An 18,293-nucleotide genomic window follows, 5' to 3' on the forward strand; every position below is an offset into this window, starting at 1 on the left:
AGGCAGGACGCCATCAACGACAACGGCACCCCGCGGGGTGCCGTTTTTGCTGGCTGCGGGGCATGGCCCCGCCAGGATCAAACCCGGAAGCCGCTGACCGCCCGCTGCATTTCGCCGGCCACCCGGTCCAGGGTATCGGAAGCCCGGGAAGTCTCGTTGGCCGCCGCATTGGTTTCCTCCGCGTGGGTGGCGATTTCCTCCACCTTGCGCGCCACTTCCGTGGAGGCGGTGGACTGCTCCCGCAGGGCGATATCCACGTCGCCGATGATCTCAGCCACCCGGCGCGCCATCTCCTGCAGCTTGGCGATGGTCTCGCCGGCCTGCTGGGCGTGGCTGACGCTGCTCTCCACCGCCCCGACGCCGCCGCTGATGCCGGCCACCACCTGCCGGGTGGATTCCTGGATGGAATCCACCATCTGGGTGATCTCCCCGGTGGAATGGGCCGTCCGCTCGGACAGCTTGCGCACTTCGTCGGCCACCACGGCAAAGCCGCGGCCGTGCTCGCCGGCCCGGGCCGCCTCGATGGCGGCGTTGAGGGCCAGCAGGTTGGTCTGGTCGGCGATGTCCTTGATGACGCTGACGATGCTGGAAATCTTCGCCGATTCCACTTCCAGCTCACCGATCTGCTCGGCCGCCGCCTTCACCACATGGGACACCTGGTCGATTTCCCCCACCAGCCGTTCCACCGTCTCCCGCCCTTCCCGGGCCTGCTCGTCGGATTCACCGGCCAGCCGGGCGGCATCGCCGGTACTGTCGGAAACGTGGTTGATGGAAACGGTCAGTTCCTCAATGTTGGCAGCGATGGCTGAAGAGGCGGAACTCTGCACGGTGACGCTCTGCTCCATCTGCTTCACCGTCTGGTTCAGCTGCTGGGCTGCGCTGGAGATTTCCTCCGCCCCCATCTTGGTCTGGCCGATGGTGCTGCGCAGGGCCGTCTGCATGTCGCCCATGGCGCCCACCAGGCGCCCCACTTCATCCGCCGTCGGTGCCGGCAGGGCGCCGGTGAGGTCGCCGGCGGCGATGCGCCGGGCGCCGGCCAGAGCCTCTTCCAGACGCCGGGAAATCCGCCGGGCCAGCAGGAAGGAGGCCACCAGGGCCACCAGCAGCCCCAGCACCAGGGCCGTCAGGCCGCTGCTGATGGCGCTGGAAACATCGCTCATGGCCTGGGCGGCGGAACGGTCGGCCCCTTCCCGGTTGAACTTAGCCAGGGCATCGGTGGAGTCGCGCAGCTGGTTGGCCTTTTCCACCCAGCCCTTGCGCCGCAGCTGCTGGGCCTCCTCTTCCTTGCCAGCCTTTTCCAGCACAATCGCCTCCTCGACCACGGCCTTGTAGGCATTGACCGCCTTACCCACCTCGTCGAGGATTTTCTGCTCTTCCGAGCCGGTTACCAGAGGCGCGTATTCCTTGAGCACGGTACGCACGTCTTCATCCAGCTTGGCCAGGCTTTTTTCGATTTTGGCCTTGTCCTCGGCGCTGCCGGGCAGCATGTACTCCAGGCTGCGCACCCGGTAACGCAGGCGCTCCTGGCTGATCTTGCCCACCATCTGCAGGGAAGGCAGCCAGTTGCCGATGATGTCCCGGGTTTCCCCGCCGACTTTCTGCAATTGATAGAGACAGAACAGCAGGGCCAGGATCAGGACCCCGCCGGTAATGGCGAAATTGAAGTACAGCTTGGCCCGCAGGCTCAGGTTGTCAAACCAGGTCATCTTCGCTACCCCCAGGGACTGTTATTGGTACGCCTTATGGCGCTTGCTCGTACGTTCCACCACTATAGTCCAAAACTATACCGCCATCATTGCCTAAAAGCCTCCGTCGACAAAGCCCGGTGGCGCCCGCGGCAAGGCTCGGTACAATAGCGCCTTTGCCGCCGGCCCCGCCCGCGGCCCAGCCGAATTCCACCCATCAAGAGTGCTCCATGGCCCAATACGTAATGTCGATGCTCCGCGTGAGCAAGATCGTCCCGCCCAAGCGGCAGATCATCAAGGATATTTCCCTCTCCTTCTTCCCCGGCGCCAAGATCGGCCTGCTGGGCCTGAACGGCTCCGGCAAGTCCACCGTGCTGAAGATCATGGCCGGCGCCGACAAGGAATACGATGGCGAAGTGCAGTGGCAACCGAACCTGAACATCGGCTACCTGCCCCAGGAACCCCAGCTGGACCCGGAAAAGACCGTGCGCCAGGAGGTGGAATCGGCCCTGGGCGAGATCATGGGCGCCAAGCAGCGCCTGGAGGAGGTGTACGCCGCCTACGCCGAACCCGATGCGGACTTCGACAAGCTGGCCGAGGAACAGGCGCGCTGCGAGGCCATCCTGGCCGCCGCCGGCAGCGACACCGAAGCCCAGATGGAGATCGCCGCCGACGCCCTGCGCCTGCCGGCCTGGGATGCGCTGATCAAGAACCTGTCCGGCGGTGAGAAGCGCCGCGTCGCCCTGTGCAAGCTGCTGCTCTCCAAGCCCGACATGCTGCTGCTGGACGAACCCACCAACCACCTGGATGCCGAGTCCGTGGAATGGCTGGAACAGTTCCTCTGCCGCTTCCCCGGCACCGTGGTGGCCGTCACCCACGACCGCTACTTCCTCGACAACGCCGCTGAATGGATTCTGGAACTGGACCGGGGCCAGGGCATTCCCTGGAAGGGCAACTACTCCTCCTGGCTGGAACAGAAGGAGGAGCGGCTGGAGCAGGAAGGCCGCCAGGAAGCCGCCCGCATGAAGGCCATGAAACAGGAACTGGAATGGGTGCGGCAAAACCCCAAGGGTCGCCAGGCCAAGTCCAAGGCCCGTATCGCCCGCTTCGAGGAACTCTCCAGCTACGAATACCAGAAGCGCAACGAAACCCAGGAAATCTTCATCCCCGTGGGTGAGCGCCTGGGCAATGAGGTCATCGAGTTCAATGGCGTCTCCAAGGCCTTCGGCGACCGGCTGCTGATCGACAACCTGTCCTTCAAGATTCCCGCCGGTGCCATCGTCGGCATCATCGGCCCCAACGGTGCCGGTAAATCCACCCTGTTCCGCATGATCACCGGCAAGGAAGCCCCGGACAGCGGCGAAGTGAAGATCGGCAGCACGGTGAAGATGGCCTTCGTGGACCAGAGCCGGGAAAACCTTTCCGCCAACAAGACCGTCTTCGAGGAAATCGCCAACGGCGCCGACATCCTCACCGTGGGCAAGTTCGAAATGCCCAGCCGGGCCTACATCGGCCGCTTCAACTTCAAGGGCGGCGACCAGCAGAAGCAGGTCGGCACCCTCTCCGGCGGCGAGCGTGGCCGCCTGCACCTGGCCAAGACCCTGCTGGAGGGCGGCAACGTCCTGCTGCTGGACGAACCTTCCAACGACCTGGACGTGGAAACCCTGCGGGCCCTGGAAGACGCCCTGCTGGAATTCCCCGGCTCGGCCCTCATCATCTCCCACGACCGCTGGTTCCTGGACCGGATCTGTACCCACATCCTGGCGGCCGAAGGCGATTCCCAATGGACCTTCTTCGACGGCAACTACCAGGAATACGAAGCCGACAAGAAGAAGCGCCTGGGCGAAGAAGGCGCCAAGCCCAAGCGCATCCGCTACAAGCCCATCAGCCGTTGAGGGCTCAGGCAGCCCCCCCGCGACGTTGCCGTCCGGAATGGCCGCCTGTCAGCACGACCCCAAGCCCGCCTTTGGCGGGCTTTTTCCATCTAGATAACTTTCATGCCCCTTTACGCCACCTTGCGCCGCCTCGACCTGCACCTGGAAAACCGGCAGGAACGCCCCGCCCTGAGCGGCTGGCGGCGTTTTGTGGCGGAATTCTGGTGGTTCGGCATCAAGGAAGCCCGGGCCTGCATCTTCGCCGGACTGTTCTTTCTCGCCCTCTTCGTCGTGCCGCGGGGGGGCTGGCTGGGCATCGCCCGCTACGACCTGCTCCTGCTGATCGCCCTGGCCTTGCAGGCATGGCTGCTGTGGCGGCGCATTGAAACCTGGGATGAAGCCCGGACCATCCTGCTCTTCCACCTGGCAGGATTCGCCCTAGAGGTCTTCAAGGTATCCGCTCCCATCGCCTCCTGGAGCTACCCGGACCCCGCCTTGACCAAGGTGTTGGGCGTACCACTGTTCTCCGGCTTCATGTACGCAGCTGTCGGCAGCTATGTCATGCAGGCGTGGCGCATCCTCCATCTGCGAATCGAACGCCACCCGCCTTACTGGATGAGCGGCGGCCTGGCCCTGCTGCTCTATCTCAACCTGTTTACCCACCACTTCATCGGCGACTACCGCTGGTATCTGGCCGCCCTCGCCCTGGGGCTTTACGCCCGCAGCAGCATCGTTTTCCCCCCCCTGGACCGGGAACGTTCCATGCCCTTCCTGCTCGGCTTCATCCTGGTGGGCTTTTTCATCTGGCTGGCAGAGAACATGGGCACCTTTCTCGGCGTCTGGCGCTATCCCAACCAGTTGGGTGCCTGGGCCACCGTGCATCTGGGCAAATGGTCATCCTGGACCATGCTGGCCCTGATGAGTTTTTCCCTGATCAGCGGCCTCAAGCAGGTCAAAGCCCGAATTCAGATTTCGCCCTAGCCATCCCTGTCGGGATGGCCGGCAAAAAAATACCCGCCTCAAGGACGGGTATTTTTGGGAATCTTTGGTGGCCCTTTACCTGGGCGGCCCGCTTAGTGGCGGGGACGCAGGCTGGCTTCGAACGCGGCTTCGTACTGCTCGGGAAACTGGTAGGCGCTGAAGGCGTTGCGCACCACATCCAGATTCTGGCTGGCGCCCTGATCTTCAAAGCGGATACCGATGGAACGGCCATTGTTGGCCAGGGTCATGAAAGCGTAACGCCAGCTTTGGGCTTCGGCCAGGCGCTCGCGCAGTTCATCTTCGCGGGTGATGGTGATTCCGGCCCGTTTCAGGGAATCCAGGAATTCTTCGAAGGATTCGTTGCTCAGACTGCCCATTTGATACTCTCCTTTGAATGACCGGGACAATTTCTTGCCCCATGAGGCCAATAACGCAGGAGAGATTTAATCGGTTGACTTAAAGTTTCACTTTAATTGCCAGGTCGCCGCCAGGCCCGGAATCAGGCCTTGGCAGTGCGCCGCCACAGGGTTTGCAGCATTCCGGAGAGGTTCCACTGGCGGCTTTCCACATAGAAATGGAAGGCCGTGCCCGCCACGATGCTGCCCAGCCAGGCCAGGACCATGCCCGTCAGCTGCAGGGCAGGCTCCGCCGGGACGAAGCGGTCAAAAGCACCATTGACCAGCAGGCAGACCGGGAAATGCACCAGGAAAACGGAATAGGAAACCCGGGAGAGGAAGGTGATGGCCGTCTGGCCCGGCAAACCCAGGGGCCAGCGTTCCATCCAGCCGCTGCGCCGGGCCAGGCCCAGGGCCAGGGCAGCGCACAGGGCCACGGCGATGCGCAGGCGGAAATCCAGGAACAGGGCCACCAGGGCCACCGAGGCGATGATGGCCAGCCAGACGGGGGACTGCCCCCGCTCGGAAGCCCAGTAGGCCATCACACCCATGCCGTAGGCGCCGAAGAAATAGACGGCCCAGACATCCCAGCTGGCGTCCCGGTTGAAATGGAACAGGGAAGCCAGCACCAGGGAAAACACCAGGATCATGCCCAGGCTGTGCACGCCGCGGCTGCGACCGCCGGCCATGGCGGGAATGCGTTCCCGGCCCCAGCGCCCCAGCCAGAGCAGGCCGACCAGCAGGGCGAAGAGCTGGAAGTCGATGGCGATATACCAGACCCCGGCGGAGAGGGCATCAAAATCCAGGATGTTGTGCAGCAGGAAGGCGTGGGCCAGCACCTGCAGGGCCATGGGCTTGTCCGGGATGGAGTCGTGATCCATCCACAGGCGGGCCACATGGGCACAGACGACGGCGATGGCCATGGCGGCAAGGAATGGCGGCACCAGGCGCAGGTAACGCCGCGCCAGCATATTGACCGGCTGTCGCGTCAGCAGTTGGCCCTGGGGCGCCAGGGCGCGAATGGCGAGAAAGCCGCCCACCACCAGGAACACCTGGACGGCGATGCGGGCATATTCGCTGAGCCAGCCGATGAGGCCGGGAACCAGCTCCTGGGCGGCGTCGGACATGGGGCCGTAGAAGGCCAGGTGGTGCAGAACGATCAGTTGGGAAGCAAACGCCTTGAGGACGTCGATGAATACCAGGCGGGATGGTCCGGAGGACATGGCAGCTTGAGCAGGGGGTCGCCATCGCCGCGGGCGATGGTGGCACGGATTCCAGGTTGTAAATTGCGGTTGAGAGAACGGCCCGGGGACAACGTCCGGGGCCCGCCGTCAGGCAAACCCCGGAATTGTAGCAAAATCAAGCCTCTTTGACGCGCTTGGCAATATGCTCCAGGGCTTCATCCACCTGATCCACCAGGATCAGGCACAGGTCGCCCGGGCTCAGCCGGGCCAGGGCCGTGTCGATGGCCAGGAACTCGCCCCGCACCTCCTCCACGTTCCGGGTGCGGCTGGCGCCCTGCAGGCCTTCCCGCAACAGGCCCAGCACTTCACCGTCGGCGCGGCCGCGTTGGCAGGCATCCTGGTACAGGATGACCTCGTCGAAGGCACCGCCGAGGATGCGGGTCTGCTGGCGGATATCCTCGTCGCGGCGGTCGCCGGCACCGCTGATGACCACGGAACGGCGCTTGGCCGTCATGGTGGCGATGGCGTTGGTCAGGGCCTGGATGGCATCCGGATTGTGGCCGTAGTCGGCGATCAGGGTGGCGCCCTTGTAGTCGAACAGGTTGAAACGGCCGGGAGCGGTGGAGGCGTCGCTGACGAAGGTGGCCAGGCCCTGGCGGATCACCTCCCAGGAGATGCCGATGGCCCAGGCAGCACCGGTGGCCGCCATGACGTTTTCCACCTGGAAGCCGATGCTGCCGTTGCGGGTCAGGGGCACGCCGGAGAGGGGGATGCGATGGACCACGGTGGAACCTTCGGCGGCCACGATGTCGCCGCCTTCCACATAGAGGCCGCGACGGCCCTGGGCAAACTGGGTGGCCATCACCGGATGGTGCGGGTCGGCGGCGAAGAAGGTGACGCTGCCCGGGCAGGACTCGGCCATGCGGGCGACGATGGGGTCGGTGGCATTGAGCACGGCGGTGCCGTTGTTGGCCACGTTCTCGACGATGACCCGCTTCACCACTGCCAGGTCTTCCACGGTGTTGATGTAGGCCAGGCCCAGGTGGTCGCCCATGCCGATGTTGGTGACCACGGCCACGTTGCAGCGGTCGAACCCCAGGCCCTCGCGCAACACGCCGCCCCGGGCGGTTTCCAGCACGGCCGCATCCACGTCCGGGTGCAGCAGGACGTTGCGGGCACTCTTCGGACCGGAGCAGTCGCCGGTGTCGATGCGCTTGCCCTGGATATAGACGCCGTCGGTGCCGGTCATGCCGGTGCGCTGGCCATTGCAGGTGAACAGGTGGGAAATCAGGCGCACCGTGGTGGTCTTGCCGTTGGTGCCGGCCACGGCCACCACCGGGATGCGGCCGTCGTCGCCGTCCGGATACATGGTGGAGATGACCGCCTCGCCCACCGCCCGGCCCTTGCCGAAGGAAGGCTGCAGGTGCATGCGCAGGCCGGGGGCCGCATTGACCTCGACGATGCCGCCGCCCTGCTCTTCCAGGGGACGCTGCACGGTCTCGCACACCACGTCCACGCCGCAGATGTCCAGGCCCACCATCTGGGCCGCGGCCACGGCCTTGGCCGCCAGTTCGGGATGGACGTCGTCGGTGACGTCGGTGGCCGAGCCGCCGGTGGAAAGGTTGGCGTTGTTGCGCAGGGGCACCCGGGCACCCCGGGGCGGCACCGAGTCGGCGTTGTAGTTCTGCCGGGCCAGGGTGGCCAGGGCGATTTCATCGAAACGGATCTTGGTCAGGGAGGTGGCATGGCCCTCACCCCGGCGCGGGTCCGCATTCACCTGGTCCACCAACTGGCGGATGGTATGCACGCCGTCGCCGATGACCTGGGGCGGATCGCGGCGGGCGGCCGCCACCAGCTGCTTGCCCACCACCAGGACGCGGAAGTCCTGGCCGGGCAGATAGCGCTCCACCATCACATCATCGCGGAACTCGGAAGCCACATCGAAGGCTTGGCGGACTTCCGCCTCGCTCTTCAGGTTGACCGCCACGCCCTTGCCCTGATTACCGTCCCGGGGTTTGACAACCACCGGCAGACCGATCTCCTGGGCGGCCGCCCAGGCATCGTCGGCATCGGCCACGGTCCGGCCCCAGGGCACCGGCACGCCAGCGGCGCGCAGCAGTTCCTTGGTCAGTTCCTTGTCCTGGGCGATGGATTCGGCAATGGCGCTGGTGCAATCCATTTCGGCCGCCTGGATGCGGCGCTGCTTGCTGCCCCAGCCAAACTGCACCAGGCTGCCCTCGGTCAGACGGCGGAAGGGGATGTTGCGGGCAATGGCCGCATCGACGATGGAACCGGTGGAAGGACCGAGGCGCACGTCCTCGTCCAGTTCCCGCAGGCGGGCCAGCACATTGTCCAGGTCGAAGGGCGTGTTCTCCAGGGCCGCCTGGCACAGGGACACGGCCAGGTCGAAGGCCAGGCGCCCGACGGGCTCCTCGGTGTATTCCACCACCACCTGGTAAACCCCGGGGTCCAGGGTTTCGGAAGTGCGGCTGAAGGTCACCGGGCAGCCGGCGGAAGCCTGCAGGCCCAGGGCCGCAAATTGCAGGGCATGGGCCACGGACGGCAGGGCAGCGGCACCGGCCGGCATGACCAGGCCGATTTCCGGGAAGCGCTCCAGCAGCCGGTCGAGGAAACTTTCCAGCAGGGCGGAAGAGGCGGGGGAAAAGCGCTCGGCCTCGCTACAGGTAACGATGGCTTCGATGGAGGTGTGGCGGCTCCACAGGTTGGGGCCGCGCAGGGCTCGGATGCGGGAGACTTCCATAAAAAATCCTGTTGTGACCGTTTAGTCGGGCCTGCCCGGGAAAGCCCGGGGCAGGCGTCTCGTCAGTCGGCAATCATCAAATGGCGGGTGCGGCGTCCAGCACGAAGGTTTCCAGGCCGGCGCGGATCACCTCGGGGGCAATGTCCAGGGCCCGGGCCGTGGCCACGGCGGCCAGCACGTTCTCGGCCTGGAAGGCTTCGCCGCCGGCAGCCATGGGCACCTGGGCCAGGTCCAGCAGCTTGGTTTCCTCCCAGCCCTTGGCCAGGACCACGGCACCTTCCCGCAGCAGCACGGCACGACCGCCCTTGGAGCGGTGCTCGGCCAGTACCGGCAGGCTCGGATCGGCGGCGAAATAGATCACCTCGCCGTCGCACAGCTCGGCCATCTCCACCAGCTGGGGTTCCCGGGCATTGAGCACGGCGACGCCGGTGGGCAGCACCACGTCCACCTGGGTACGCAGGGTGGTGAAGCGCTTCTCCGTGGAGTCCATGTAGTACTTGCTGAGGTCCTCGATGGGCTCAAAATTGGTCAGCACCCCCACCTGGCAACGGTCGTAGGCCAGGCCTTCGGTGACGATGGAAGTGGCGCTGTTCTCGATCACGGCAGCCTGCACCGAACGGTTCATGAGGACGCGGCGGGCCGTATCCCACTGGGCCCGGTCCCCGGCTTCCACCAGGCGGCGATCCAGGTACAGACCGGTGCTGCAGGCCAGGCCGGTGTAGTGGCCGGACAATTCGAGCAGGCGGGTGACGACGCGGGCCACGGTGGTCTTGCCCTTGCCGCCGCTGATGCCCACCACGGGGATGCGACCGCTGTCGCCGTTGGGGAACAGGTGTTCGACGATGGCCTTGCCCACAGGCTGGGGCTCGCCGGCAGCGGGCTTGATGTGCATCAGCAGGCCGGGACCGGCATTGACCTCGACGATGGCGCCGCCCTGGTCGGCCAGGGGCTTGGACACGTCCTCCACCACCAGGTCCACCCCGGCGATGTCCAGACCGACGATGCGGGCCGCCAGGGCCACGGTCTCGGCCGTATCCGGATGCACTTCGGCGGTACAGTCGATGGAGACGTTACCGTTGCGCTGGATCACCACCACCTTGCCTTCCGGCGGCACGCCATCGGGCTCGAAGCCCTGGCGCCGGACCTCCAGGCGGGCGGCGGAATCCAGGCGGACCCGGTTGAGCGGATGATCTTCGCTGTTGCCGCGGCGGGGATCGGAATTCAGTTGCAGCTCGATCAGTTCCAGCACGGTGGATTTGCCGTCCCCCACCACCTGGGCGGTCTCGCCCCGGGAGGCGGCCACCATGCGGCCGCCCACCACCAGCAGGCGATGTTCGTTGCCGGGAATGAAACGTTCGACGATGACTTCGCTGCCTTCGTCCTGGGCCACGCTGAAGGCGGTCTCGATCTCTTCCCGGGTGGTCAGGTTGGTGAACACGCCGCGGCCGTGGTTGCCGTCGCTGGGCTTGACCACCACCGGCAGGCCGATGTCCTCGGCCGCTTCCCAGGCATCTTCCGACGACTTGACGGTGACGCCCTCGGGGACCGGCACGCCACAGGAGGCCAGCAGGCTCTTGGTCAGGTCCTTGTCCCGGGAGATACTTTCGGCAATGGCGCTGGTGCGGTCCGTCTCGGCCGTCCAGATGCGGCGCTGGCGGGAACCGTAACCCAGCTGCACCAGGTTGCCAGTGGACAGGCGGATGAAGGGCAGGTGCCGGCTCTCGGCGGCCTCCACGATGCAGCCGGTGGAGGGGCCGAGGCAGTAGTCGTCCACCAGCTCCCGCAGGTGGCTCACCGCCGCCGCCACGTCGAAGGGCTTGTCCTCGATCCCGGCCATGACCAGGTCCCGGGCCGCTTCCAGGGCGTAGCGGGTGACCATCTCGTGCCAGGCCGTCACCACCACCTTGTAGACACCGCGGATCGGCACTTCCCGGGCGCGGCCGAAGCCGCCGGGCATGCCGGCCAGGGCCTGCAGCTCCAGGGAGACGTGCTCCATGATGTGGCCGGGCCAGGTCCCCTCTTCCACCCGGCGCAGGAAGCCGCCGCGCTCGTCATAGCTGCAGCGGTGTTCCACCAGGCCGGGCAGCCAGGATGAGAGGCGCTCGTAGAAACCGGGGATGGTGTTGGACGGACAGTCCTCCAGATCGCCGATGTCGATCAGGGCTTCGAGGACGGGGGTGTAGGTCCAGACGTTGGGACCCTTGAGATGGGTAATGCTCAGAAATTTGATTGTCTTGTGGCTCATACCTTGTGCCGGAACCGGGGAACCTGCAGGCTCAGGTCAACTCCTTGGGGAAAACTGCGTTTAGCTTAGCTTCCGCGCTATTTCCGATGTAGCCCAAGAAGGGATCAACCTGGCCCGTTTTTCCGGGGGACTCTCCTTTGTAAGGTAAAATCAACGCGCAACTTTTCTTTTGGTTCACCGGCGGGTGCAAAAATTATTTCACAAAACGTAGAACCCTTACGGGAAATTTCCAAGCTGTCCTCCCAATCCGCATCCCTCACCACCACTCTGGAAGAGCTTCCCGGTGCCTGGCTGACGGAGTTGTCCGCCCTCCTGGGGCCGGACGAAACCATCCTGGCCCACCTGGAACTGGACCTGGACAAGACCCTGCGCTTTGCCCGGGGCCTGGTCCTGGTCACCGACCGCCAGCTCATCGCCCGCAGCGGCGAAGAGCCTGCCTGGCAGGCCTTTCCCTACCGGGCCGGCCTCCACCTGCAGCGTCGGGATCATGCCGGCGTGGCCAGCCTGGAGCTGGTGGACGAGCAGCGACAGCTGGCCCGCTGGCGCCATACCCTGGGCAAGGACACCAACGCCCGCCAGGTGCTGGATCACTTCGAGCAGCAGCGGGATGCCGCCGTCAGCGGCCAGCCCGTGGAAGCCCCGCCCGCCGCCATCTGCGCCCGCTGCGGCGCCCCCCTGGTGCCGGGCCAGGACGACTGCCCGAGCTGCGCCAAGGAGCTGTACACCCCGCCCTCCACCTGGACCCTGTTCCGCCTGTGGCGCTTTGCCCGGCCCTACCGGGGCCAGTTGCTGGCCGGCTTCATCCTGACCCTGATCTCCACCGCCGCCACCCTGGTGGCGCCCTACATGACCATGCCCCTCATGGACGAGGTGCTGATCCCCTACCAGAACGGCCAGCCCCTGGACACCGGCAAGGTCTACTTCTATCTGGGCGGCCTGCTGGGTTCGGCCCTGCTGGCCTGGGGCCTGGGCTGGGCCAAGACCTACATCCTGGCCCTGGTGTCGGAGCGCCTTGGCGCCGACCTGCGCAGCCAGACCTACGAGCACCTGCTCAAGCTGTCCCTGGAATACTTCGGCGGCAAGCGCACCGGCGATCTGATGGCCCGCATCGGCAGCGAGTCGGACCGCATCTGCGTCTTCCTCTCCCTGTACCTGCTGGACTTCTTCACCGACGTGCTGATGATCACCATGACGGCGGTGATCCTGGTCTCCATCAATCCCTGGCTGGCGGCGGTGACCCTCATTCCCCTGCCCTTCATCGTCTGGCTCATCCACGTGGTGCGGGACAAGCTGCGCCACGGCTTCGAGCAGATCGACCGGGTCTGGTCCGGCGTCACCAGCGTGCTGGCCGACACCATCCCGGGCATCCGGGTGGTCAAGGCCTTCGCCCAGGAAAAGCGGGAAACCAGCCGTTTCAAGGACGCCAACCAGCGCAACCTGGAGGCCAACGACCGGGTGAACCGGCTGTGGTCCCTCTTCTCCCCCACCATCACCCTGCTCACGGAAGTGGGCCTGCTCATCGTCTGGGGCCTGGGTATCTGGCTGGTGACAAAGAACCAGGTGACCGTGGGCACCCTGGCCGCCTTCCTGGCCTACATCGGGCGCTTCTACACCCGCCTCGATTCCATGAGCCGCATCGTCTCCCACACCCAGAAGGCCGCTTCCGGCGCCAAGCGTATCTTCGACATCCTGGACCACGTTTCCAGCGTGCCGGAACCGGTCAAGCCCCAGCACCTGACCAAGGTGGAAGGCGGCATCACCGTGGAGCGGGTGGGCTTCCGCTACGGCAACCGCACCGTGCTGCGGGGTGTGGACCTGAAGATCAACCCGGGCGAGATGATCGGCCTGGTGGGCCACTCCGGCTCCGGCAAGAGCACCCTGGTGAACCTCATCTGCCGCTTCTACGACGTGGGCGAAGGTGCCATCTGCATCGACGGCGTGGACGTGCGCAACATTCCCGTGTCCGAATACCGCAAGCACATCGGCCTGGTGCTGCAGGAGCCCTTCCTCTTCTTCGGCACCATTGCCGAGAACATCGCCTACGGCAAGCCGGACGCCAGCCGGGAGGAAATCGTCGCCGCCGCCCGGGCCGCCCATGCCCACGAGTTCATCCTGCGCCTGCCCCACGGCTACGACTCCCTGGTGGGCGAACGGGGCCAGGCCCTCTCCGGCGGCGAGCGCCAACGCATCTCCATCGCCCGGGCCCTGCTCATCGACCCCAAGATCCTGATCCTGGACGAAGCCACTTCCGCCGTGGATACGGAAACCGAACTGGAAATCCAGGGCGCCCTGGACAACCTGATCAAGGGCCGCACCACCATCGCCATCGCCCACCGCCTGTCCACCCTGCGCAAAGCCGACCGGCTGGTGGTCATGGATCGCGGCGTGGTGGTGGAAGAAGGCCAGCACGACGAACTGATCGCCAAGGAAGGCGCCTACTACCGCCTGTACACCGCCCAGACCAAGCAGCTCGACGAGCAGCTGGCCGAGCGTGAGAGCGAGGAATGAACGCCATGACGCCCTGCAATTTCACCCTGATTCGCAATCCCTTCGGCCAGCTGGTGTTCACCGGCGCCGAGGGCGACGTCCACGAAGGCGTGGTGCCGGTGCGCGCCTTCGGCATCACCGCCCCGGACGAGGGCCTGGCCCTGGTCAACGCCCACGGCAAGGAACTGCTATGGATCGAGCGCCTGGCCGACCTGCCGGAAGGCCCGCGGCAACTGGTGGTCGAAGAACTGGCCAACCGGGAGTTCATGCCGGTCATCTCCCGCATCGTGCACGTTTCCAGCTTCGCCACCCCCAGCACCTGGGACGTGGAAACGGACCGGGGCAACGCCCGCCTGGTGCTCAAGGGCGAGGACGACATCCGCCGCCTCAACCAGCAGGCCCTGCTCATTTCCGACAGCCACGGCGTGCAGTACCTGATCCGCAACCGCCAGGCCCTGGACAAGCCCAGCCGCAAGTTTCTCGAACGCTTCCTGTAAGAACCTTTGCCACAGAGGGCACAGAGAACACAGAGAGCGAAAACCTGCTGGCCGGAGAGGCAGTATTGGCGCCATTCTTCACCACTACACCGCGAAGAATGGCGTCCCTCCTGCCTCTTCTGGCAGTGTCATTTCCAGCGGCCAGCTGAAATAATCTGAACTCCTGTCGCCTGCGGCGCACCAAGTAACGCCTGCCCGTACCCCTGGCGTCACGGCTTTCCCGCTTTTACTCTGTGTTCTCTGTGCCCTCTGTGGCAAAAAAAGATTCCCCCATGCCCCATCCCCTCGCCCACCCGCTTGAACTCCTCGCCCCCGCCAAGAATGCCGACTTCGGCATGGAAGCCATCGTCCACGGCGCCGACGCCGTCTATATCGGCGGCCCGGCCTTCGGCGCCCGGGCCAATGCGGGCAACAGCGTGGCCGACATCGCCCGCCTCAGCGAATTCGCCCACCGCTACAACGCCCGGGTACTGGTGGCCCTCAACACCATCCTCAAGGACGAGGAACTGGAGACGGCCCGCCGCATCGCCTGGGAATGCCACGACGCCGGCGCCGACGCTCTCATCATCCAGGACATGGGCCTGCTGCAGCTCGACCTGCCGCCGATCCAGCTCCACGCCAGCACCCAGACCGACATCCGTTCCGTGGACAAGGCCCGCTTCCTGCAGGACGTGGGCTTCTCCCAGATCGTCCTGGCCCGGGAGCTGGACCTGGAACAGGTCCGCCAGATTGCCGCCCAGACCGACATCGCCCTGGAGTTTTTCGTGCACGGTGCCCTCTGCGTCAGCTACAGCGGCCTGTGCAACATCAGCCACGCCCACACCGGCCGCAGCGCCAACCGGGGCGAATGTTCCCAGGCCTGCCGCCTGCCCTACGACCTGGAAAACGAGCAGGGCCAGATCATCGCCAGCGACAAGCACCTGCTCTCCATGAAGGACAACGACCAGAGCGCCAACCTGCTGGCCCTGGCCCAGGCCGGCATCAGCTCCTTCAAGATCGAAGGCCGGCTGAAGGACCTCTCCTACGTCAAGAACATCACCGCCCACTACCGCACCCTGCTGGACGGCATCCTGGCGCAGCATCCCCAATTCACCCGTTCCTCCGCCGGCCGCAGCACCTTCTTCTTCACCCCCCAGCCGGAAAAGACCTTCAACCGGGGCGCCACCGACTACTTTGTGCACGGCCGGGGCCACAGCGAAGTGGGCGCCTTCGACACCCCCGCCTTCTCCGGCCCGGCCATCGGCAAGGTGAGCCGCCTGGGCAAGGGCTGGTTCGAGGTCGAGACGGCGGAAACCCTGCACAACGGCGACGGCCTCTCCTATTTCGACGGTCACGGCGAACTGGTGGGCCTGCGCCTCAATACGGCGGAAAAGGTGGGCACGGCCTGGCGCTGCACCCCCAACGAAGTACCGGAAGACCTGGCCGTGGGCATCGCCATCCACCGCAACCGGGACCAGGAATTCGAACGCATCCTGGAAAAGAAGTCGGCGGAACGCCGGGTAGGCATCAGCATGGTCTTCGCCGAAAGCGGCGACGGCTTCGCCCTGACCCTGACGGACGAAACCGGCGTTGCCGTCAGCGTACCCCTGGCCCACGCCAAGGAAGCCGCCCAGAACGGCGAACGGGCCCTGGCCGGCCTCCGGGAGAACCTGACCAAGCTGGGCAATACCCTGTACGTGGCCGACGGGGTGGAGCTGCAGCTGTCCCAGCCCTGGTTCCTGCCCGCCGGCGCCATCAACGCCCTGCGCCGGGAAGCGGTGGCCGCCCTGGATGCGGCCCGGGCCGCCGCCTACCAGCGCCCGCCCCGGGCCAAGCCGGTGGAGCCGCCGGCCCTCTACCCGGAAGTGGAACTGACCTACCTGGGCAATGTGTACAACCGCAAGGCCCGGGAGTTCTACCTCAAGCACGGGGTGGAACTGATCGCCGCGGCCTACGAGGCGGACGAGGAAAAGGGCGCCGTTTCCCTGATGATCACCAAGCACTGCCTGCGCCACAGCTTCAACCTGTGCCCCAAGGAAGTGAAGGGCTTAAAGCCCGATCCCCTGACCCTGGTGAACAACGGCGAGCGCCTGACCCTGAAGTTCGACTGCGTGAAGTGCGAAATGCACGTGGTGGGCAAGATGCGCAAGAACCGCAGCATCCAGCTCATGCCCCACTGAGTGGGGGAAAAACCTTTAGCCACAGAGGGCACAGAGAACACAGAGGTAAACCAACGACTTGGCATTACTCTTCTCTGTGTTCTCTGTGTTCTCTGTGTTCTCTGTGTTCTCTGTGTTCTCTGTGTTCTCTGTGTTCTCTGTGCCCTCTGTGGCAAAACGGTAGCTCAATAATGGGGCGGAATCTCGTCCTGCGGGGTGCGCTTTTCTTCCGGCAGGCTGGCCAGCATCTGCTGCCGCAGGGCCCGCAGGTCGTGCTGCAGTTGTTCGATCAGCTGCTGCTGGCGGAAGACGGTGCGGTTCAGTTCGTCGATGGCATCGTCGGCAAAGCTGAGCTTGATTTCCAGTTCGTTCAGACGCTCTTCCATGGCGGTTCCCGGTCGTTGAGTGAGGGCGGATTCTACGCCTGCCGCCCCATGGCTTACACTACGCCCCTCACGCCTGCTCCCACCCTGCCTTGACTACCCAGCCCCCCGCCCCGCCCCGCCACAGCCTCTTCGAAGACCTCCAGGCCCTCCTGGTGGCGCCCCTGGTGGTCGCTTTCGCCGTGCTGCTGTTCCGCCATGCCGGTCTCCTCACCGGTGGCACCACCGGCCTCGCCTTCCTCGCCCATTACGGCCTCGACCTGCCGTTCGGCCCCGCCTTCTTCCTCATCAACCTGCCCTTCTACTTCTTCTCGGTGCGGGCCCTGGGCTGGAACTTCACCCTCAAGACCTTCATCGCCGTGGCCCTGCTCTCCCTCTATACGGAGCTGCTGCCGGCCCACGTCACCTTCGCCAGCCTGGAGCCGGTCTTTGCCGCCCTCATGGGGGGCTTTCTGACCGGCATCGGCCTGCTCATGCTGGTGCGCCACCGGGCCAGCCTCGGCGGCCTCGGCGTCATGGCCGTGTATCTGCAGGAGCGGCGCGGCTGGCGCGCCGGCCACGTGCAGATGGCCGCCGACGTGGCCATCCTTTCGGCCGCCCTGCTGGTGCGGGACCCCTACCACGTGCTGCTCTCCATCCTCGGCGCCGTCGCCCTCAACTTCGTCATCGCCGTCAATCACCGCCCCGGCCGCTACGCCGGCACCTGAACCATGGCCCGGGACGACGACTACGAACTGCGGCAGAGCGTGCCGCCCGAGCGCCTCAGCGGCCGCCCCTACCTCAAGGACGAGGCGGACGAACTGGCCCTCCACTTCGACTTCCGCACGGTGCAGAGCACCATGTCCAAGGCCGACCCCACGGCCCTCACCCTGGGCTACACCCGCTCCATGATGGGCTTCCTCCTGCTCCATCCGGAGCCGGCCCGCATCGCCATGATCGGCTTAGGGGGCGGTTCCCTGGCCAAGTACTGCCTGCAGCGCCTGCCCGGGGTGGATTTCACCGCGGTGGAGATCGACCCGGCGGTGATCGCCCTGCGCGACGAGTTCCGCCTGCCGCCGGACGGCGACAACTTCCGCGTCGTCTGCGCCGACGGGGCCGACTACATCCGGGCCATGGAGGACAGCGTGGACGTGCTGCTCATCGACGGCTTCTGCCTCGACGGCCTGCCGCGCCAGCTCTGCACCACCGCCTTCTACGACTACTGCTACGCCCGCCTCAAGCCCGGCGGCGTCATGGTGGTCAACCTGTGGGCCGGCGACGACCTGCTGCAGCTCTACCTGGGCCGCCTGCGCCAGTGCTTCGACGGCCGGGTGCTGCTGATCGACGCCCAGGAGGAAGGCAACCAGATCGCCTTCGCCTGCAAGCAGGAGGACTTTCCTCCGTCCCTGGAGCAGCTGCGCAGCCGCAGCAACGAGCTGGCCCCCGCCCACCCCATCGACCTGCCGGACACCGCCGCCCGCCTGCGCCGGGCCCTGGAAGGCCGGCGCAAGCAGCGGGGCCGCGGCCGCTCCGCCTGAACCTCGGCAAGAGGCTGCAGCAGTGGCCAAGCTGCTGTTTCCACGGCACTGTTTGCAGCGATAGGCCAGCACCGCGGCAGGCCTTCCGCTACAATGCCGGCCTGCCCGTCGTCGGGGCCGGCCGCCGGGCACCAGCCCGCCACCGC

Annotated in this window: 13 protein-coding genes; 7 read left to right on the plus strand and 6 right to left on the minus strand. The window is 65.8% G+C overall.

The annotated features are described in order from the left end of the window. Window positions 1-77: 77 nt before the first annotated feature. Window positions 78-1,706: a methyl-accepting chemotaxis protein gene (locus tag OEL49_RS11870; protein ID WP_014237773.1), complete on the minus strand. Its 1,629-nt coding sequence runs from the start codon at window positions 1,704-1,706 to the stop codon at window positions 78-80. A gap of 209 nt (window positions 1,707-1,915) precedes the next feature. On the opposite strand from OEL49_RS11870, the gene ettA reads away from it, so the two are divergent. Both ettA and OEL49_RS11880 read left to right on the plus strand, forming a co-directional pair. Then, window positions 1,916-3,580, plus strand: a complete 1,665-nt coding sequence (ettA, locus tag OEL49_RS11875) for an energy-dependent translational throttle protein EttA (protein ID WP_014237774.1) — start codon at window positions 1,916-1,918, stop codon at window positions 3,578-3,580. Between the two features lie 102 nt (window positions 3,581-3,682). Then, entirely contained in the window at window positions 3,683-4,540 is an 858-nt protein-coding gene (locus OEL49_RS11880; protein ID WP_014237775.1) for a DUF817 domain-containing protein, read from the plus strand. A 92-nt stretch (window positions 4,541-4,632) separates the two neighbouring features. On the opposite strand, the gene OEL49_RS11885 is transcribed toward OEL49_RS11880, so the two are convergent. The 4 genes from OEL49_RS11885 to cphA (OEL49_RS11900) form a co-directional block, all read right to left on the minus strand. Further along, on the minus strand, window positions 4,633-4,917 hold the full coding sequence (locus OEL49_RS11885; RefSeq protein ID WP_014237776.1) for a hypothetical protein: 285 nt from the start codon (window positions 4,915-4,917) through the stop codon (window positions 4,633-4,635). A 122-nt stretch (window positions 4,918-5,039) separates the two neighbouring features. Continuing rightward, entirely contained in the window at window positions 5,040-6,158 is a 1,119-nt protein-coding gene (locus OEL49_RS11890; RefSeq protein ID WP_014237777.1) for an acyltransferase family protein, read from the minus strand. 136 nt (window positions 6,159-6,294) lie between these two features. After that, a complete protein-coding gene (gene cphA / locus OEL49_RS11895) occupies window positions 6,295-8,880 on the minus strand; it encodes a cyanophycin synthetase (RefSeq protein ID WP_014237778.1) in 2,586 nt (861 codons plus the stop codon). Between the two features lie 76 nt (window positions 8,881-8,956). Continuing rightward, window positions 8,957-11,125, minus strand: a complete 2,169-nt coding sequence (gene cphA, locus OEL49_RS11900; protein WP_287874785.1) for a cyanophycin synthetase — start codon at window positions 11,123-11,125, stop codon at window positions 8,957-8,959. A gap of 300 nt (window positions 11,126-11,425) precedes the next feature. On the opposite strand from cphA (OEL49_RS11900), the gene OEL49_RS11905 reads away from it, so the two are divergent. The 3 genes from OEL49_RS11905 (at window position 11,426) to OEL49_RS11915 (ending at window position 16,268) form a co-directional block, all read left to right on the plus strand. Then, window positions 11,426-13,633 carry an ABC transporter ATP-binding protein gene (locus OEL49_RS11905; protein ID WP_014237780.1) on the plus strand — a complete coding sequence of 736 codons (2,208 nt, stop codon included), beginning with the start codon at window positions 11,426-11,428 and terminating at the stop codon, window positions 13,631-13,633. 5 nt (window positions 13,634-13,638) lie between these two features. Further along, the gene (locus tag OEL49_RS11910; protein WP_014237781.1) at window positions 13,639-14,109 is read left to right on the plus strand and encodes a DUF1854 domain-containing protein; all 471 of its coding nucleotides are present in this window, start codon (window positions 13,639-13,641) and stop codon (window positions 14,107-14,109) included. Between the two features lie 272 nt (window positions 14,110-14,381). Beyond that, a complete protein-coding gene (locus OEL49_RS11915; RefSeq protein ID WP_287874787.1) occupies window positions 14,382-16,268 on the plus strand; it encodes a peptidase U32 family protein in 1,887 nt (628 codons plus the stop codon). A 164-nt stretch (window positions 16,269-16,432) separates the two neighbouring features. Here OEL49_RS11915 and OEL49_RS11920 read toward each other — a convergent pair whose 3' ends face one another. After that, window positions 16,433-16,633: a SlyX family protein gene (locus tag OEL49_RS11920; RefSeq protein WP_287874789.1), complete on the minus strand. Its 201-nt coding sequence runs from the start codon at window positions 16,631-16,633 to the stop codon at window positions 16,433-16,435. An 89-nt stretch (window positions 16,634-16,722) separates the two neighbouring features. On the opposite strand from OEL49_RS11920, the gene OEL49_RS11925 reads away from it, so the two are divergent. Both OEL49_RS11925 and OEL49_RS11930 read left to right on the plus strand, forming a co-directional pair. Then, window positions 16,723-17,337, plus strand: a complete 615-nt coding sequence (locus OEL49_RS11925) for a YitT family protein (RefSeq protein WP_287874791.1) — start codon at window positions 16,723-16,725, stop codon at window positions 17,335-17,337. A 3-nt stretch (window positions 17,338-17,340) separates the two neighbouring features. Continuing rightward, window positions 17,341-18,147, plus strand: a complete 807-nt coding sequence (locus tag OEL49_RS11930; RefSeq protein WP_287874793.1) for a fused MFS/spermidine synthase — start codon at window positions 17,341-17,343, stop codon at window positions 18,145-18,147. The last annotated feature ends 146 nt before the right edge of the window (window positions 18,148-18,293 follow it).

Source organism: Azospira sp., assembly GCF_030247495.1.
Lineage (GTDB): Bacteria > Pseudomonadota > Gammaproteobacteria > Burkholderiales > Rhodocyclaceae > Azospira > Azospira oryzae.

Coding starts and splice junctions, on each gene's coding strand:
- OEL49_RS11870 (WP_014237773.1), bottom strand. CDS start 1,706: ATGACCTGGTTTGACAACCTGAGCCTGCGGGCCAAGCTGTACTTCAAT.
- ettA (WP_014237774.1), top strand. CDS start 1,916: ATGGCCCAATACGTAATGTCGATGCTCCGCGTGAGCAAGATCGTCCCG.
- OEL49_RS11880 (WP_014237775.1), top strand. CDS start 3,683: ATGCCCCTTTACGCCACCTTGCGCCGCCTCGACCTGCACCTGGAAAAC.
- OEL49_RS11885 (WP_014237776.1), bottom strand. CDS start 4,917: ATGGGCAGTCTGAGCAACGAATCCTTCGAAGAATTCCTGGATTCCCTG.
- OEL49_RS11890 (WP_014237777.1), bottom strand. CDS start 6,158: ATGTCCTCCGGACCATCCCGCCTGGTATTCATCGACGTCCTCAAGGCG.
- cphA (WP_014237778.1), bottom strand. CDS start 8,880: ATGGAAGTCTCCCGCATCCGAGCCCTGCGCGGCCCCAACCTGTGGAGC.
- cphA (WP_287874785.1), bottom strand. CDS start 11,125: ATGAGCCACAAGACAATCAAATTTCTGAGCATTACCCATCTCAAGGGT.
- OEL49_RS11910 (WP_014237781.1), top strand. CDS start 13,639: ATGACGCCCTGCAATTTCACCCTGATTCGCAATCCCTTCGGCCAGCTG.
- OEL49_RS11915 (WP_287874787.1), top strand. CDS start 14,382: ATGCCCCATCCCCTCGCCCACCCGCTTGAACTCCTCGCCCCCGCCAAG.
- OEL49_RS11920 (WP_287874789.1), bottom strand. CDS start 16,633: ATGGAAGAGCGTCTGAACGAACTGGAAATCAAGCTCAGCTTTGCCGAC.
- OEL49_RS11930 (WP_287874793.1), top strand. CDS start 17,341: ATGGCCCGGGACGACGACTACGAACTGCGGCAGAGCGTGCCGCCCGAG.